Here is a 16693-nt window from a genome sequence, read left to right on the forward strand (position 1 = left end):
CTATATTAAATCGGCTGGATTGATTCCTGCCAAAGAATATCATTTTGTAGTGTAACCGTAACGGGTTGCTCACCTTTTAGCTGAGCCAAAACCATCAACGTCGCTTGACGACCCATTTCATTTAACGGCTGCCGAATAATCGTCAACTTAGGCGTAAACAGCTCACTGGCGTCAAAATAGCCAAAGCTAGCGTAAGATAGCTCGGTCCCAATGGGAATATCCGCCTCTCTAATTGCCCGTAAGGCTCCCAACGACATATTATAGTTGCAGACAAAAACAGCAGTGACACCGGCGGCTAACAGCTTCGTCATTTCTTGAAAACCGCTTTGGCGAGAATAATCACCAAACCCTACCCACTTTGAAGCTACTGGTAGCTCGGCCTGTGCCATCGCATCATAATACCCTTTCAAACGTTCTTGGGCCGTATAATCACTTTGTGGAGATGCGATGATACCAATTTTACGATGGCCAACTGCAATCATCTTCGTAATGACTTGTGCCACGCTTTCCCGCTCATTTGTCAACACACTAGGAAAGAGTTGCTGCGCTGGATTAACGATGGAAACACCGACATTTTTCTTAGTGGTAAGCCAATGATCTTCCGTTTCAAAGGTAATCAGACCATCTACACCACGAGATTCTAAAAATGCTACTTTAGCCTGGGCCCGCACTGGATCACCATTATGACTTGTAATCAATAAACCATAGTCATGCTCATCGCAAACCTTTTCGATTGCCCCAACTACCCCAGCACTAAACTGACTTTGGAGATTATGCACCAGCAGTCCTAAGGTCATACTGTGATTGGCTTTTAAGCTTTTCGCAAAAAAATTTTCTTGATAGCCTAACTCTTCGATGGCTTGTTTAATTTTTTCGGCGTTTTGCGCCCGAAGTTTCTGCCCGTTCAAATAGTTGGAGACACTGCCTACCGAGACTCCCGCATGCTGAGCAACCTCTTGAATTGTCGCCATGCCAACGCCTCCTTTCGCAAGCTTAGTATAAACGATAACTTGAAACGATTCAAGTTTAAGTTAATTTCTCTTCATGTTTTCTTAAGCATCTTCAAAAACTCTTCGCATATTTTTTAGCTTTCGTTTAGTTTTATTGGTTATAGTTAGCACATAATCAATTGGTGGATGAAACTTGGTGTTAGACTTCATGAGACAAAGCCCATTGTTTCATTTATTAGGTGCAGGTTCGATTCCTGCCATCCACGTTCACCGCATTCATTCAAAATGAAAGAAGGACTCCCTATGAAATATTGGCTCTCGCTCGTTTTTCTGCTATTAACAATTGGACTTTTCTTAACCTCCGCTTTAGTTGGAAGTCATATCGATCCTAACGGAATGTTAGTAGAACCAGCTTTTTTCTGCATTCCTTTGGGCTATCTCAATTTGTTCCTTTTTGTACTGACTTTTGTAGGCGCCCTACGATCAGCAAAAAAACAGCCTCATTCTCCCAAAAAGTAACGCTGCATGGTATACTTTCTCTATTAAGGAGTGAGTCTATTGACACTGATTGCAATCATTACCGGCATTGCTGCGCTAGTTCTTTACAGCTTCGTTACCAATGCTACGATCCCTTTGATTCTGGCCTGCGTGATTCAAGGTGCGCTTTTACTATTTACGATTATCGCTGCCTTTCTTTACCATGGTCCCCGCTCGCGCCGTAGCTATGATGGTGGCTGGTACTCTATTTGGACATTACGCTTTGGTCTGATTATGTTTTCGCTACTAGGCAATTTGGCGATTTTTGTCGTCTATCTGCTAAAGCTAGCTGGTATTATTACCGGAATCTAAAAAAAGCCATCCTACCGCGGTAAGATGGCTTTTTTCATTTGACCACTAATACATCACAAGGGGCATGGTTAACGATATAGGCCGTGGTTGATCCCGTAAGATTTTGCTCGCTTTCTCCCGTGATACCCATGATAATTCGATCCACAGGTTCCACATCTGCCGCGAACTGTTGGATACAGCGGGTAGGCTTACCTTCTTGTAGATAATAGCTCACTTCTAATTCTGGGTATTGCTGCTTCAGCTCTTGTTGCAAGTCTGCTAAAGCCTCTTCCAAGAAATCACGCGTTTTCTGAATGATTTTAGGATAACCAGTAACTTCAAATAAATAATCTGGCGTTTCCAATACTCTAAATAAAATCAGGCGTGCCCTAGACCGTTGCGCTTCTGCTACTGCCTTTCTCACCACTTTATCTGCTTGCTGCGACCCATCTAACGCCACTAAATAAACTGCTGTCATGACACTCCCTCCTCACCTTTATTATAACGTGTTTTATTTAAAAAGAGAGAATTTTTTTCGTAAATATGATGTATTTATCAGTTTCGAGTGACTTCTGGAAAGAATAGCAAGAATATAGCAAAAAAAACAGCTCTAACTCTCATATATCAAGAGTTAGAGCTATTTAATAATTAAGCTTCTTGTGCTACTGGATAAACTGAAACTTGTTTTTTGTCGCGGCCTTTACGTTCAAAACGTACGACGCCGTCAACTTTAGCAAACAATGTGTCGTCTCCACCAATACCAACGTTTACGCCTGGATAGATTCTTGTACCGCGTTGACGGTAAAGAATAGAACCACCTGTAACGGTTTGGCCATCAGCGCGTTTAGCACCTAGACGTTTGGATTCAGAATCACGACCGTTGGAAGTAGAACCGCCCCCTTTTTTGTGGGCGAAGAATTGTAAATTCATTTTTAACATAGGTCTGCACCTCCTAATGGATTGTTTTAATGTCGATAAATTCAGGATTTTCCGCTTGGACAGCTTGTAATCCCAATAATAAATTTTCTAATAAGATCTGTGAAATGTTGGTCTGTTCTCCCGTGATGTCACGGCGCATTTCAACATAGAGCTGACCACCATTTTCGTTGTCCATCTCTACCAATGGTTCGATACCAGACAACGCTTCAATCCCATTTACGGTACTGAAAGCTAAAGCAGAAACAGCAGCACAGACAATATCACTTCCGTAAGGACCCGCTTCTGCGTGGCCACTTAACTCAAACGATGTGATGTGTCCTGACTCATTACGTTTAAAAGAACCTTTAATCATAGGAAGGCCTTCTTTCACAAGAATTTAGAAATTACGCGTTGATCGCGTCAATCACAACTTTTGTGTATGGTTGACGGTGACCTTGTTTACGGTGAGAGTGTTTTTTAGGTTTGTATTTGAAAGTTACGACTTTCTTTTGTTTGCCGTGTTTTTCAACAGTACCTACAACAGTTGCACCTGCTACAGTTGGCGCACCAACTTTAGTAGATTCACCACCAACTAAGATTACTTCGTCAAATGTTACTTTTTCGCCAGCTTCAACGTTTAATTTTTCAACGTAGATTGCTTGACCAACTTCAACTTTGACTTGTTTACCACCAGTTTTAATAATTGCGTACATGCGTAAAGCACCTCCTTCATTAGACTTAGACTCGCCATCCCAAGTGACATTCCGTGCTTAATACTTGTTCTGAGCGGTTGTAGCTGTGGAGTCCACAATTACAACATTAGTATCATATCAAAATTAGCCTGCAACGTCAACTGCTTTCGATTTTCAGCTATGCAGGCAACCTATTAAAGAAAAATAACAGCCAAACATAGAAACTTGATTGACATCACGGCATTGTTTTTCTATAATATTCATGTTGCGTCTGTTCCAGTAGCTCAGCCGGATAGAGCATTCGCCTTCTAAGCGAACGGTCGGGGGTTCGAATCCCTCCTGGAACGTTTTTAAACGTCCAAAAGTCTTTCATATCAGCACTTTACCTTATGCGTGTGCCAAATATGTGCCAAATGACTTCCTTTTTTTTATCCACTCTCTTGCGTATCTATATGTAGGAGGGATTGCAATGGTAAAAATATTTGGACGCAAAATCTACATCGGAACGTCTTGATACTTATCAATAAGGCAGATACTTCACTAGTAGTGAAATATCTGCCTTATTTTTTTATAAAACGACTCTACTAATTGGTTCAGTAGAGTCGTTTTAGCTTCAGCCTATTCATCTAACAAACGCTTTTGTCCCTCTAAGTTCATGATTTCAGAAACTTCTTGCGTCACTTCTAAACAACCTAAATACTCATCAGCTTCCCGCAGAGCAAAGTAGCGGATATAGATTTTTTTACCCCGCATATCGATCCAAAAATCAGCGGTATCACGGACACCACTACGAAAATCATCCAAAATTTGTTGGACCATGTGCATACTTTTTGGTGGATGACAATTCACCACTTCGCGACCAATAACCGATTTCGTACGAGGAAAGACCCGTTCTTTCCCTTCTGAATAGAAACGCACCCGGTCCTGGGCGTCCACAAAGGTCAGATCCACCGGCAAGGTTTGAAACATAGCAATCAATTGATTCATTTTCAATACGCCCGTTGGTAAGACAATACTATCTTGGCTTCCTTGTGTTGCTTCCCAATCAAAATGAGGCTCTTCTGGCTCAGAAAGATTTTCTTTAATGGCTTCCGTCGTCATCTTTGCCCGCTGAATCGCTGCTTGTCGCTCAGGCTCAACTTCCTTTTCTTTTGCCAGAGCCGCTGCACTGGCTTTCCATGGTAGTGGTTCTGGAATAAAAGCATAGCCAATGTCTTCGCTATCACGGGCAATTTTTTCCCAATCTGCCAAAGAAAAGACATCTAGGGTCATAGGAATCATGATTTCTTCTTCTTTGAAAATCATTTCTTCAATTTCGGTCAACGCGGCCTCCAGCTTTTCTCTCAGTGGATTCACTGCCGCCCGCTCGTTTTCCCCATAGGCAATTACTTCTTTAAGGGCTTCACGAATACTGTCATCGACACCCCACATAACTTTGGGCGGTGCGCTAATACCGTATTTTTCCATGTAAGAAAAAATCAGCGTTTCTTTACGAGTATAGTGCTTGTCAATCTGTTGCAAATCCTTTAGGGCTGTCAATAACCGTTCCTTAACTGACCAGTCGCCTTTTTCTAATTTAGCAAATGTCCAGCGGATCTCATCATCAATTAGTGACTGAATCACTTTATTTTCTAGCTTCAGCGTGTGAACCGGATGTCCTGGTTGTTCATGTTCGTAATTGGAACGATGGATATCGGTAATTGAGCCTTTAAAGACTGCAGCGTGCACATTACATAAACGCTGAATTTCACTGGGATTTAAGCCACTTTGAATCAGCTCGCGTTCGGCTGCCGTGATTTCGGTGACATCAACACCATCAAAGGATTCATTAAATAGGCGTTTCGCCTCTTCAAATTCACCGCCGGCGTGTAGTAGTTGCAATATTTCAACGATTTTTTTCTGACGTGCTACTGTGTTGGTTTCCATCAGGTCCTCCTATAATGACGAAGCCTTGTGCTTCGAATGTGGCAATAATTTCAGGCAATGGGATTTTTTTAAGCCGCGCTCCTTTGGGAAGCGTCATATATCGCCCCACGGTATTCAGCATTGCCGGGTTTTCTAAATCCTTAAAGCCTAACCCCACCATAATCGTCTTAATTTCGGGGTATTGGCTAATTAAGGCGTAGACAGATTGATTCAGATCAAGTTCTTTCAAAACAGCTGCCTCCTCATAGCAATTGATTCTAATTGAGAATCATTCTTACCATACTGCGCTTTACGAGGGAAAACAAGTCCTATCGTGCGTTCTTTCACGAATTAGAGTTTTCCCTTACAAGAGGTTACTTTCTGTCACAAATTATAAATAAATCAAATTTTATGACAAAAAAATGACAAGTTTTATTATATACTGAAAGTAACACGAGGAGGAGATGAAAATGAAAAGGGGTATTCGTTGGGTAGTATTTGTAAGTGCACTTTTTGTATTGATGGCCTGCAGCAAAAGTCCGAAAAATGAGTTTATTGATGCCTATGAAGCACTGAGTACGTCCGCCCAAAAAGGTGGCGATTTTGAGCTGACCTTTGATGACTTCCAGATGACAGATACAACGGGAACCGCTTGGGCGAATCTATTGGGTGAAAGTATCAAAAATATGAATGTAAAGGGTTCTTACCAAATCGCAGATGATAACAGCTACGCTATGGATATGACTCTAGAAGCGCTGGGTCAACAGTTACCTTTAGAAATCAGCGGTAAAGGTGAGGAAGCATATCTTTCTACTAGTTTCATTGAAGGAATGGTCAACGTCATGAATGGCTTTGGTGTTCCGATGGATGTCGATCAAGCCCAATTAACAGCATTGTCTGGCAAATATATTACGGTGGAATCAGCCGACGCGGATGGTAGTCTGGATATTACCGCAGCGGTCCAAGAAGGGAAAGAAAATCAAAAAGCCTTTATTGAAATGATGAAAAAGGCTGCAGATGATCAATTTAAAAAGGATGGCACTACCTTGTCTCATACGTTCACCAAAGAAGAGCTGACTGAGTTCGCAACCAGTGATTCTTTAGATGAAGAGACACAAGCGACAATAGAACAAGCAACCGTTATTGCCACCATCAAGGATAAGAAAACCTTAGCTTTAAAAATCGATCTGGCCGATGCGGAGGCTGGCATCACTCTGGCCATGAAAATCGCTGTAACTCCAAAAGCTGTCAGCGGTACGATTACCTTACCGAAAGCAGACGAAATCGTGTCGGAAACAGAGGTGCAACGGCTATTTGACAGTACTGGCTTAGCAGAGCCTGACACAACAGATACTGACCTGTCTGAGGCGGTCCTTTCCGATGCAGATTTTGAAGAATTTTATCAGCAAGTGGCTGACAATCTTGATTCGCTTCCACTAGACTATCAAGAGGAGTTTTTAAATGATGCCCGCAATTACTTAACCGATGAGCAATATAAAAAGTTACAAGAGCTGTTTGATCAACAACTATAAAAAAAACGCTGCTGAGAAACTATTCCCAGCAGCATTTTTTTACATGAAGTTTGTTACGATCAAATTAACCAAGAAAAGGGCCGCAATCACAAGTAAAGCTGGTTTTGTTTGACGGGCACGCCCGCCGACCAATTGCAGTAATGTGTAAGCAATAAATCCATAAGCCAAGCCATCGCCGATACTCCCAGATAAAGGAATCATCAAGCATAAAAATAATGCCGGAAACCACTCGTAGAAATCAGCAAAGTTCAGTAAGCGTAAATCCTGTAACATCAAGAAGCCCGTCATCATAATCAGCGGCGCAATCGCTTGGTCAGGGATGTAGGATAAAAATGGCAGTAAAAACAACGATAATCCAAAAAGAACAAAGACGACGGTCGATGTGACCCGCGTACGTCCGCCATTTTCAATCCCTGCTGCACTTTCTGCCGCGGGAATTGTTGGACTAGTGCCTAACAAACTAGAAATCACCACTGATACGCCCGTTAAACGATAGGCTTTTTCTACTTCTTCTTTTGGTAAAAACGATAGTAAGCCGTTTAGTAGACCGAGCGATTCAAACATCAAAATCATTAATAATGAAAAGACTGCTAGCCAAAATTGGCCTGTCCCCACAAATTGAAAGTCCATCGCAAACAGTAACTGGCCATAATCACCAAGGTGGGACAAGCTAGCTCCGGCCAAACCTTCTGCTTGAATCCCCAATAAATTTCCTACAATAGTAATCACTAGAAGAGCAATAAACATCCCACCGCGAACTTTTTTCATGACCAAAATCACCACGAATAGAAAGCCTAATAAGGTTAACAGGGTATCAATTTGATTTAATGGCGCAATACTTAAAAAGCTATGTTCGCCTGCCACAAGTAGATGTCCTTTTTCCATTCCAATCATCACTAACAATAATCCGATACCACTAGTAATACCGTGTTTTAAACTCTCCGGCACACTTTCATTGATGATTTTTCCTAATGGAGTCAAAGTGATTCCTACAAAAAGGAGCCCTGCCACAAGACTCACTGCCAGTGCCTGTTGCCAAGTAAAGCCCATCGAGCTAACTAACGTGTAGGTAAAAAAAGCATTAACGCCCATACCTGGTGTAATCACAATCGGGGTATTTGCTACGATGCCGACTAAAAAAGTCCCCGCCATCGATGCAAAAATAGTAGCAAAGATACTTAGTAACGGCGGCATACCTGCCTCAGTCAAAATCAATGAATTAACGACCATAATATATGAAATCGCAAAAAAGGATGTAATACCGGCGATCAATTCTTGTTGCATCGCTTGTTTTCTCATCATTATTCCTCTACTCCTTTCATCAGCCTTTCTAGTATACCGAGAAAAAGCCTGCACCTCTTCTTAATTTTCTTCTCTTACTGCGAAAAAAATTAAGAATTTTTCCCCAGTGCTGTATCCATAAGTGACGAAATGACAAATCTTCGTTAAAATGAAGACAAGAGTACAAAGGAGTTTACTTAAATGGCTACTTTTTTATCGAAAGCTGATCAAAAGAAAGTGCAACTGATTCATCTCTTGCTGGAATCAGATGACGCCTTACATATAGAAAGTATTGCGCAAGCGTTAAGCGTGTCCAAAAAGACCGTCCAACTTTATCTCCATGAGTTTGCAGCACGGCTGGCACCTTTCCCAGAATTCCAACTCCAACAGCAGGAAAACCGCATCTACCTTTACCGAACTGATGATGCCGCCGTTGACGAGCTTTATTTACAATACTATCGTGATTCCTATAATTATAAGCTCATTGACTGGTCGTTTCGCTATCCCAAGGCTAGTATCGAGGATTTGGCTGAAGAAGAATATACAAGTACCTCCACCATCTATCGCTATGCACGCCTGCTACCGGAATTTTTAGCGCCTTACCAGCTGGAGTTTCGTAAGAGTCTATTGCAGCTGCGGGGGAGTGAAAATCATTTGCGTGCATTTTATTACTTTTTTTACTGGGAATCGGCCTTTCGCGATAGTTGGCCCTTTCCGCAAGAGCAATCGAAAATTCAGCTACTAGTGAAAAAAATAATGGCGCTCAGTGATCAGGTTTGGAACATACTCCAAGAACGTCAAGTGGCTTTTTGGTTGGCCATTACACTACAACGAAAAGGGCAGCATTTCGAGGCGCTTTCCTCAGGAACATTTGCGCCAGTAGAATTTCAAAAAATTTTGCAACCAGTATTGCCTTTGACTGATATCCACTGGCTTTATGAACATTTAACAATGTTAGGCTTTCTAGGCAGCCAGTCATTTGATGCGCTATTGGCCCAGTTTGCTACCATGCGCTCAATAATCCCTGCCCTTAGGTTAACGGAGCGATTTCAAGAGGCTATTTCCCATTATTTTCCCCATTTCCCTTTCGAGGACAATAAAGCAGAGCTCTATCGCATACATTATCAATACACGAATATGTCTAAAGGGCAGCCTTCGCTCTTTTTTCCTATTGACTACGCAACAGTGATTGAACAGGAAGCACCCCAAGCTTATACCGTTTTACAAGCCTTTTTGAAGGAACTGTTACAAGCGACAGATGAGCCTCTGGATATGCTGCTATATCATTACTATTTCTTACTTGAAAAAGATGGTCTTTGGCAGACAGGAGCGTCTTTCGTTAACCTCTGCTTACTCCACGACCGGGACCATAGCTATAAAGCTTGGTGGCAACAAGAAGTACTACGGCGCTTTGGTACCCGACGCAACATCCGTTTTACGACAGAACAAGCAGCCGATTTGGTCGTCGCTAATTACCCAGTAGTGACCGAAAAGCCGCTTTTATTGATCCGCGACTTGCCAACAGAACGTAATTGGCAACAACTTGAACATCGAATTTTAGCGTAAAGGAGATGGATGCATGCTTTATGAAGAAATCATGATGGATAATCCCACATTGGCAAAATATTACTTGTTTCAATATCTTTCTAGCCAAGAACCTGACGTTATTCAGGTCAATGCGGTGGCAGAACGTTTTCAGCATACTTATCAGCAAACCTATAATCTATTGACGGAGATTGATTTTGAACTAGGTCAGTTAGATGCCACACAAGCTCCTTTACTGATTCGCAATGGGCGAATTGATCTGCGAAAACTCCACGTAACGTTGGACGAGTATCGTTATGCTTTGTTACTGGAAAGTCTTCCTTTTCAGTTTGTTCTCTACCTGTTACATAATGAAAAAGGTACGATTGAAGATTTTTGCCAGCAAAACTTTGTCAGCCGCTCCACCGTCAATCGAAAGCTGAAAAAAATCAACCAGTACCTAGCGGATTACGGTATGCGCTTTTCATATAATCCTGTTGATCTGTTAGGAGATGAGCGTATGATTCGCATCACGCTTTTCTATTTTACTTGGCTAGGAACACGCGGCGTTGCTTGGCCTTTTTCGATTCCTAAGGAGCAAGTCTATCCCTTGTCAGATCACTATATTCGCTATTTCTCCATGGCAAATAGTTTTATGGGACGACAAGAACTACTGTATTTTGCTACGATTTTCGAATTGCGGATTTCGCAAAATCACTTAGTAGCTTATGATCATAAATTTGATTTTCTTTTGGAAGATACCCCTTATTTTGATATGACTAGTTTGAATGATTATAAGGGTCTCTCCGCCGAGGAGGCGAAGGGCGAATCTAGCTTCATCTACTTTCTCGCTCATTTTGCGCCTTATTTTACCACCAACAAGGATCCCTTATTGCAAGATACCTTGGCAAATTTTGCGAGAAAACCCAATGTCGTATGGGACTTTTCCAAAGCCTTTTTCGATTTCGTAGAGACTTCTGTCTTAACGCCGGATCAGCTAGCTGCCGAACGAGAACTATTACTAGGTAATTTACTAAACATCACCCTAGCTTTCTATATTTTTGAGAATCGCTTTCCTAATATGCATTCATTGATGTTAAGACCAAGACCGCAATCCAATAGCACCCGCCATCTGCAGCAGCTAGTTCTGGGATTTTTTGAAGACAAATTAGCCCAGGAAGCATTTCAAGTGTACCGCAAACCAGCTGAACAGATGTGTAAATCTTATCGCAACCTCCTATCGCCTTATTACTTCGCGTTGCCATTTAACTCTAAGTTAAATGTTGCACTGGCATTGGAGCATAATCATTTGATTGTAGTGACCCTAGTGAATCTATTGGAAGACTTGAGTTTTACTGAAATTTTTGAATATGCCCCAGAAGAAGTCGAGCATTACGATTTGATTATCAGCACTTCGCAGCAATTGCGAAAAGAACACCCTCAAATTCCTTTTATCATCTGGAATTTTAATGATCAGGACACCGAAGTCTTAGAGCTCTATCAAAAATTACGAAATCTGTATATCCAGAAAAATCGAGTGGATCGGACGCTGGAATTTTAACGTTGATTCGATTTTGTCTAGTTTTAAAATAGTAGCAAGAAAGGACCCTTATGAATCAAAAATGGCAAGAGGCCTTAATTTATACCTTTAAAAGGGAAGATACCACAGTATCACAGCCCGTATATGTCATGAAAGACAGCTATGAAAGACAAGCAACAGACCCTGAATATACTTATCTTTATCAAGAGGACTTTGAATCTCTGCTACGGTTTCCTATTGCAACGAAAAATCGTCGTAGTAAACAACTGCTAAGTTGGCAAGAAAGCGAGGCCCTAATTCAGAAGATTGCCTATGGTGTATTGGCCTTTACCGCCGATGGGATTCCTTATAGCGTTGCCCTCAATCATCTCTGGTTAGAAGGCCAATTGTATTTCCATTCTGCCTTGACTGGCTACAAATTAACAGGCTTAACTGTCCCTGTCAGCTATTTGATCGTAGAAGATTTGGGAATCAATGAAGCAAAACGAACCCACAATCACGCCTCAGTTTATCTACAGGGACACTTAGAAAAGGTCAATGACGAAGCGACCAAGCAGAAAGTGATGCACACCATGCTACAGCAATTAACACCTTCCCAGAAGATGTCGATTCCACCCCAAATGTTGCAGCAGGTTATGATTACCACCTTGCGTCCTCAATATATAATTGGGAAACAGCATGTGCGGTAAGATTACTTAAAAATTACTTTTAACGGCTACTAAAAAGAAAAGACACACAAGGAGATTATTACATCTGTCCCTTGAGTGTCTTTTTGTATTCTTCTGCAAGTTTTCTTATTAAATAGAAAGTGTCATTTCTGCTAAAAGTGTTTGCGTCTGAGTCTCATTCCCGTCAGAGTGCAGGTAAACTGTTGCGTTTTCAAACCCGGTTGCTTTGACCTGTATCTTACCTTCAGAACGACTCGCAATAATCTCTGCAACTTCGTTCCCATGAGTATCATAAACTTTTTGAGCAACCTTCGCTCCTGCCTCTATGTTGAAAAGATGAACGGCTACCTTTTTACGATAATCATATTCTGCTTGTGTTGGTTCCATACCTACAACCACTATGCTATTAGGCTTAACAAGCAACGGTAAATGGAAATAATCATAAGTCTCAGAGTACCATTTTCCGCCTTCATAACTTTTTCCAGTTAAAAAGTCTGTCCAGTAGCTCGAAGTTTTAGGAACATAAAAATCAGTACGGCCTTCTTTATTAAAGATAGGTGCCACTAATAGCGAACGTCCCAGCATGTACTGTTGATCCAAATCATGTGTAGTACGGTCCTCTACAAAATCCAAGACCATTGGACGCATCATTGGACTGCCATATTTCGTACTTCTAACAGATTCAGCTTGAAGGTATGGCATTAAGGAAAGTTTTAACTTAGTAAAACTTCGTGAAACATCTACGGCTTCTTCGCCATACAGCCATGGCACTTTATACTGCCAACTACCGTGGTACCGACTATGAGAAGATAGCAAACCAAATTGAGTCCAGCGTTTATACAAATCAGGATCTGCACCCGCTTCAAATCCCGAAATGTCATGGCTCCAATAGCCGAAACCACCAAGACCAAACGAAAGACCTGCTCGTAATGATTCTGCCATTGAAGGATAATCAGACGTGCTATCACCGCCCCAATGAACGGGATATTTTTGTGATCCGACAGAAGCAGAACGCGCAAACAACACCGCTTCCCCTACCCCTTTTTCTTCTTCCAATAAATCAAAAACTACTTGATTATAAAGTAAGGCATAAAAATTATGCATTTTTTCAGGATCTGCTCCATTATAATAGACTGCATCTGTTGGTATCCGTTCGCCAAAGTCTGTCTTAAAGCAATCGACACCCATATCTAAAAGTGCTTTTAGTTTGCCAGTATACCATGCAACAGCCTCTGGGTTTGTAAAATCAACAATGGCCATTCCAGCTTGCCACTTATCCCACTGCCAAACATCGCCATTTTGTCGTTTTAAGAAATAGTTATTTTCCATACCCTCGTCAAATAATGGAGACTTTTGTCCAATATAAGGATTGATCCAAACGCAGATTTTCAGCCCTTTTTCCTTCAAACGACGTAACATTTTAACTGGTTCCGGAAAAGTCCGTTCATCCCAAGTAAAGTTACACCATTCATATTCTCGCATCCACAAACAGTCAAAATGAAAAACTTCGAGAGGAATGTCACGTTCAATCATCCCATCAACAAAGGAATTAACCGTTTTTTCATCATAATCAGTTAAGAAGGATGTACTTAACCATAGACCAAATGACCATGCTGGTGGCAAGGTTGGCTTTCCAGTTAAATCAGTATAATTATTTAAAACTGTTTCCAGTGTATCCCCAGCAATCACAAAGTATTCTAAGCTTTCACCCGGTACACTAAACTGAACCTTCGATACTTTTTCACTGCCAACTTCAAAACTAACTTTATCAGGGGAATTTACAAATACACCATAGCCATTATTGCTAACGTAAAACGGGATATTTTTGTATGCTTGTTCGGTCCCAGTACCTCCATCAGCATTCCAAATATCAATTGTTTGACCGTTCTTCACAAAATTGGTGAAGCGTTCACCTAATCCGTAAATTTTTTCGCCCACACCAATTGATAACTGGTCGCTAATATGAGCCCCTTTCGACGGGTCTGTTACGTATGCTTTCGCTCGCGGATCACTAGAAACAATTCGCTTACCTTTATAGTAAAAGGTCGAAGTCAATGATTCTCCTTTAGTGATCTCAACTGTTAGGTCCCCAGATGAGTAACGATAGACCTCCGCCGTTTCCTCAATATCTGGTGTAATGGCGCGAGTCACCAATTCAAAATCGGGTGTTTTTGGTTGAATACCTTTATAGTTGTAAAGTTTTACACCAATAACATCTTCATGAGGAGTAGAGATTTCCATTGTCAAGAGACCCCCATCCAAAGTTGCCCCACGATGTGCAATATAAGAGTATGGCAAATAGAATACCATCTTATTTTCTTTTACTAACATATCATATACATGAACTGCATATTTTACATCATAACCCGGCTGGATCATCCAGCCGCCATCTGAATATTTCATGAATTTTCCTCCGTTCGTGTGATAAGATAAAGTGCCCCAATCAATCCTGCGTCATTATGGTGAAAACAAGTTGTAACTGGCACTTTAAAATCTTGCCAATAAGGAATTTTGCCTAACCCACATTCAATATATGGCACAAGCCGGCTATTTTGGCTAATACCACCGCCAATCAAAACTTTCTCTGGATTCAGACTGACAACAATGTTAAAAATACCTATTGCAACTTGATCTGCCCAATCCTGAATCATATCTAATGTTTTCTCGTGATTATCGGCAAAAATCATTTCCCCAGTAACATTTTCTATTGAATGAATTTCTTGATATCTCGCTACTAAGGCTCGAGTTGAAGCTAAGTCATGTATGGTTTTATAGCCCGAATTACCGAAATCAGTAATCATCATTCCTAATTCGCCAGCCCGAAAAGACTGACCATGCAGAATTTCATTATTTACATAGATTGCACCACCCACTCCAGTTCCGAGAGTGATTAACACAAAGTTTTGATTGTTTTGAGCAGCCCCATTAAACTTTTCGGCTAAAGCAGCGCAGTTCGCATCATTCTCTATATATATAGGGTAGCTATAATCTAGAACTGCTAATAATTCTCTTTTAACATTCGTTCCATGTAGGGACGTCAAAGCCCCCGCTAGAATAGCTTCTCCTGATACAGGATCAACGAATCCTGGAAAACTAATCCCAATTCCTTCTATTGAAAAATTCTTTTCAAATTGTGCTATTATACGGGCTAGCGATGAGAAGAAAGCAGATTTAGTCGCCTGCTCTGTTTTTAGTTTTCCTTTCACAATGACTGTTCCGTAACGATCAAAGGCTCCATATTTTATAAACGTGCCACCTATATCAAAGCAGACATACGTCATCTTGGAATCTCCTTCCTTTATAATGTTAGCGCTTTACAAACTGATTATACTGAATTTTCAACTTCCATTTATACCGACTATATTAGTCTTGTTTCAGTCAAAATTAGTCATAAAAAAACAGCAGCTTACTGACAAGCTGCTGTCAGACTATCGATTACAACTTACTTCGAAAGTCATTGGGTGATTGTTGATAAAACTGTTTAAATTTTTTATAGAAGTAGTCCACATTTTTATAGCCTACTTGTTCCGCGATTTCATAAACCATCAAGTTTGAGTTTTTTAATAATGCCCCGGCTTCATCCATACGAATCTTTTCTAGATAACCCAAAAATGTTTCACCAGTCTTTTTCTTAAATTTTTTCCCAAGATAGGCACTGTTATACCCAAACTGATCAGCTACTGATTTTAAATTCATATCTTGTTGATAATTTTCTAGCATGAATCGTAAGATATCTGTGATAATATCCACATTATTCAGAGAACGAGCAATCTCCCACGAAAGTTTTTCAAGCGTATTTTGTAATAACTCAAACAACTCTGATAAATTTTCAGTTTCAAACAATTCTGTTTGTAGCTGTTTATCCGAAAGCGGTAAATCTTCAGTTGTATGTTTCTGGAGCTCTTTTAGCAACTGACTCATATCCTGACTAACCTGCCATTTGAGATCTTCTTCATAAGCTAAATCGTAAATAAAATTATTGCAATAAGACCTTAATGTCACGGGGATATCGGTATTGGCTAAAACCGCTTCAACAAGCTCCAGAAGGCAATTGTCATTATACGTTACGGATTGTTTTTCTCTCACAAGGAACTCCGGCGTAATTAGCTGGTGAGGGAAAAGAAACTCCATTTTTCTAAGATGTCTGAGTTCACCTGCCAATCCTTGTAAACTTTGTTTTGCCGAGACCCAACCAATTCCCACTATGGAATCTCCATGAGGAAACTTCAGGGACAAGCGCTCTTCTAAAGCTTGATTCTCTGCTAGTAGAATCAAATAGTTGCAACCAAAATTATTCAGCATTACCACAGGATAACGTTCCACTAGACTTGTATATGTTTTTTTAGGCAATTGCCCTTTAAAACTAAAACAGTAGAGCTCTTCAAAGTTATCTAGCCCCGTTTGATCATTGCCAAAAAGTTTAGCAGATAACTGATGCTTTAAGTGTTCTTCATTCATAAGCGCGTCTTGTTGTGCTATTTTATCTAACAACGCCATTAGCTCTTCCTCATCCACGGGTTTTAAAAGATAAGAAACAAAGCCTAATTGGATTGCCTTGCGTGCGTATTCAAAATCTGAATAACCTGAAAGAATAATGGCTTGAAAGTTTGCGCCAGCTTCTTTTGCTTGCTCGATCATTCGTAAACCATCGATTTCTGGCATTCGGATATCTGTAATCACCAGATCTGGTTGCCATTCTCGAATTTCTTTTAATCCTTTGCGTCCGTTTTCTGCTACTCTAATGTCTTGATAGCCATAATACTCCCAATCAACAATCCATCTCAAGCCTTCTCTGATTGCCTCTTCATCGTCTATAATCAATAGTTTTTTCATTTTTATCCCCCATGATTCGCTA

17 protein-coding genes, 1 tRNA gene and 1 other annotated feature are annotated in these 16693 nt (G+C 40.8%); of the genes, 7 read left to right on the plus strand and 11 right to left on the minus strand.

Translation table 11 applies throughout. From position 1 onward, the window contains the following. Positions 1-5: 5 nt before the first annotated feature. The gene (locus tag ECA01S_RS06015; protein WP_067392630.1) at positions 6-971 is read right to left on the minus strand and encodes a LacI family DNA-binding transcriptional regulator; all 966 of its coding nucleotides are present in this window, start codon (positions 969-971) and stop codon (positions 6-8) included. A gap of 282 nt (positions 972-1253) precedes the next feature. Here ECA01S_RS06015 and ECA01S_RS06020 point away from each other — a divergent pair, with 282 nt between their 5' ends. Both ECA01S_RS06020 and ECA01S_RS06025 read left to right on the plus strand, forming a co-directional pair. Then, positions 1254-1469 carry a DUF3955 domain-containing protein gene (locus tag ECA01S_RS06020; RefSeq protein ID WP_067392632.1) on the plus strand — a complete coding sequence of 72 codons (216 nt, stop codon included), beginning with the start codon at positions 1254-1256 and terminating at the stop codon, positions 1467-1469. A 39-nt stretch (positions 1470-1508) separates the two neighbouring features. Then, positions 1509-1799: a hypothetical protein gene (locus ECA01S_RS06025; RefSeq protein WP_067392635.1), complete on the plus strand. Its 291-nt coding sequence runs from the start codon at positions 1509-1511 to the stop codon at positions 1797-1799. Positions 1800-1833: 34 nt separating this feature from the next. Here the strand turns inward: ECA01S_RS06025 and ECA01S_RS06030 are convergent, their stop codons facing one another. The 4 genes from ECA01S_RS06030 to rplU form a co-directional block, all read right to left on the minus strand. Beyond that, the gene (locus tag ECA01S_RS06030) at positions 1834-2256 is read right to left on the minus strand and encodes a universal stress protein (protein ID WP_067392638.1); all 423 of its coding nucleotides are present in this window, start codon (positions 2254-2256) and stop codon (positions 1834-1836) included. Between the two features lie 170 nt (positions 2257-2426). Next, entirely contained in the window at positions 2427-2717 is a 291-nt protein-coding gene (gene rpmA, locus ECA01S_RS06035) for a 50S ribosomal protein L27 (RefSeq protein WP_067392640.1), read from the minus strand. Between the two features lie 13 nt (positions 2718-2730). Continuing rightward, positions 2731-3069 carry a ribosomal-processing cysteine protease Prp gene (locus ECA01S_RS06040; RefSeq protein WP_067392643.1) on the minus strand — a complete coding sequence of 113 codons (339 nt, stop codon included), beginning with the start codon at positions 3067-3069 and terminating at the stop codon, positions 2731-2733. Positions 3070-3100: 31 nt separating this feature from the next. Beyond that, positions 3101-3409, minus strand: coding sequence for a 50S ribosomal protein L21 (gene rplU, locus ECA01S_RS06045; RefSeq protein ID WP_067392645.1), 309 nt, complete (start codon positions 3407-3409; stop codon positions 3101-3103). A 17-nt stretch (positions 3410-3426) separates the two neighbouring features. Further along, positions 3427-3498, minus strand: a sequence feature (ribosomal protein L21 leader region). Between the two features lie 163 nt (positions 3499-3661). Between rplU and ECA01S_RS06050 the strand changes: the two genes are divergently transcribed. After that, positions 3662-3735: transfer RNA gene (locus ECA01S_RS06050), tRNA-Arg, on the plus strand. Positions 3736-4006: 271 nt separating this feature from the next. Here the strand turns inward: ECA01S_RS06050 and ECA01S_RS06055 are convergent. Together ECA01S_RS06055 and ECA01S_RS06060 are read right to left on the minus strand one after the other, a co-directional pair. Continuing rightward, a complete protein-coding gene (locus ECA01S_RS06055; RefSeq protein ID WP_067392648.1) occupies positions 4007-5314 on the minus strand; it encodes a DUF438 domain-containing protein in 1308 nt (435 codons plus the stop codon). Continuing rightward, positions 5274-5543 carry a DUF1858 domain-containing protein gene (locus ECA01S_RS06060; protein WP_067392651.1) on the minus strand — a complete coding sequence of 90 codons (270 nt, stop codon included), beginning with the start codon at positions 5541-5543 and terminating at the stop codon, positions 5274-5276. Before ECA01S_RS06060 ends, ECA01S_RS06055 begins: the two co-directional genes overlap by 41 nt. Positions 5544-5763: 220 nt before the next feature. On the opposite strand from ECA01S_RS06060, the gene ECA01S_RS06065 reads away from it, so the two are divergent. Next, positions 5764-6825 (plus strand): hypothetical protein, encoded by a 1062-nt coding sequence (locus ECA01S_RS06065; RefSeq protein ID WP_067392654.1) that lies wholly within the window; start codon positions 5764-5766, stop codon positions 6823-6825. Positions 6826-6864: 39 nt separating this feature from the next. On the opposite strand, the gene ECA01S_RS06070 is transcribed toward ECA01S_RS06065, so the two are convergent. Then, a complete protein-coding gene (locus ECA01S_RS06070) occupies positions 6865-8127 on the minus strand; it encodes an NCS2 family permease (RefSeq protein WP_067392656.1) in 1263 nt (420 codons plus the stop codon). A gap of 180 nt (positions 8128-8307) precedes the next feature. On the opposite strand from ECA01S_RS06070, the gene ECA01S_RS06075 reads away from it, so the two are divergent. From ECA01S_RS06075 to ECA01S_RS06085, 3 genes are read left to right on the plus strand one after another with little or no spacing between them, the layout of a single operon-like run. Continuing rightward, positions 8308-9672, plus strand: coding sequence for an AcpB/EbpR/MafR family transcriptional regulator (locus tag ECA01S_RS06075; RefSeq protein ID WP_067392659.1), 1365 nt, complete (start codon positions 8308-8310; stop codon positions 9670-9672). A gap of 13 nt (positions 9673-9685) precedes the next feature. Continuing rightward, positions 9686-11191, plus strand: coding sequence for a helix-turn-helix domain-containing protein (locus ECA01S_RS06080; RefSeq protein WP_067392662.1), 1506 nt, complete (start codon positions 9686-9688; stop codon positions 11189-11191). Positions 11192-11241: 50 nt separating this feature from the next. Then, positions 11242-11859: a pyridoxamine 5'-phosphate oxidase family protein gene (locus ECA01S_RS06085; RefSeq protein ID WP_067392665.1), complete on the plus strand. Its 618-nt coding sequence runs from the start codon at positions 11242-11244 to the stop codon at positions 11857-11859. Positions 11860-11967: 108 nt separating this feature from the next. On the opposite strand, the gene yicI is transcribed toward ECA01S_RS06085, so the two are convergent. The 3 genes from yicI to ECA01S_RS06100 all read right to left on the minus strand — a co-directional run bounded on the left by yicI (position 11968) and on the right by ECA01S_RS06100 (position 16671). Continuing rightward, positions 11968-14241, minus strand: coding sequence for an alpha-xylosidase (yicI, locus tag ECA01S_RS06090; protein ID WP_067392668.1), 2274 nt, complete (start codon positions 14239-14241; stop codon positions 11968-11970). After that, positions 14238-15119: an ROK family protein gene (locus ECA01S_RS06095; RefSeq protein ID WP_067392672.1), complete on the minus strand. Its 882-nt coding sequence runs from the start codon at positions 15117-15119 to the stop codon at positions 14238-14240. The genes yicI and ECA01S_RS06095 overlap by 4 nt, the downstream gene beginning before the upstream one ends. Before the next feature lie 154 nt (positions 15120-15273). Then, positions 15274-16671, minus strand: a complete 1398-nt coding sequence (locus tag ECA01S_RS06100; RefSeq protein WP_067392675.1) for a response regulator — start codon at positions 16669-16671, stop codon at positions 15274-15276. Positions 16672-16693 lie beyond the last annotated feature (22 nt).

Source organism: Enterococcus canis NBRC 100695 (assembly GCF_001544375.1).
Taxonomy (GTDB): Bacteria; Bacillota; Bacilli; order Lactobacillales; family Enterococcaceae; genus Enterococcus_H; species Enterococcus_H canis.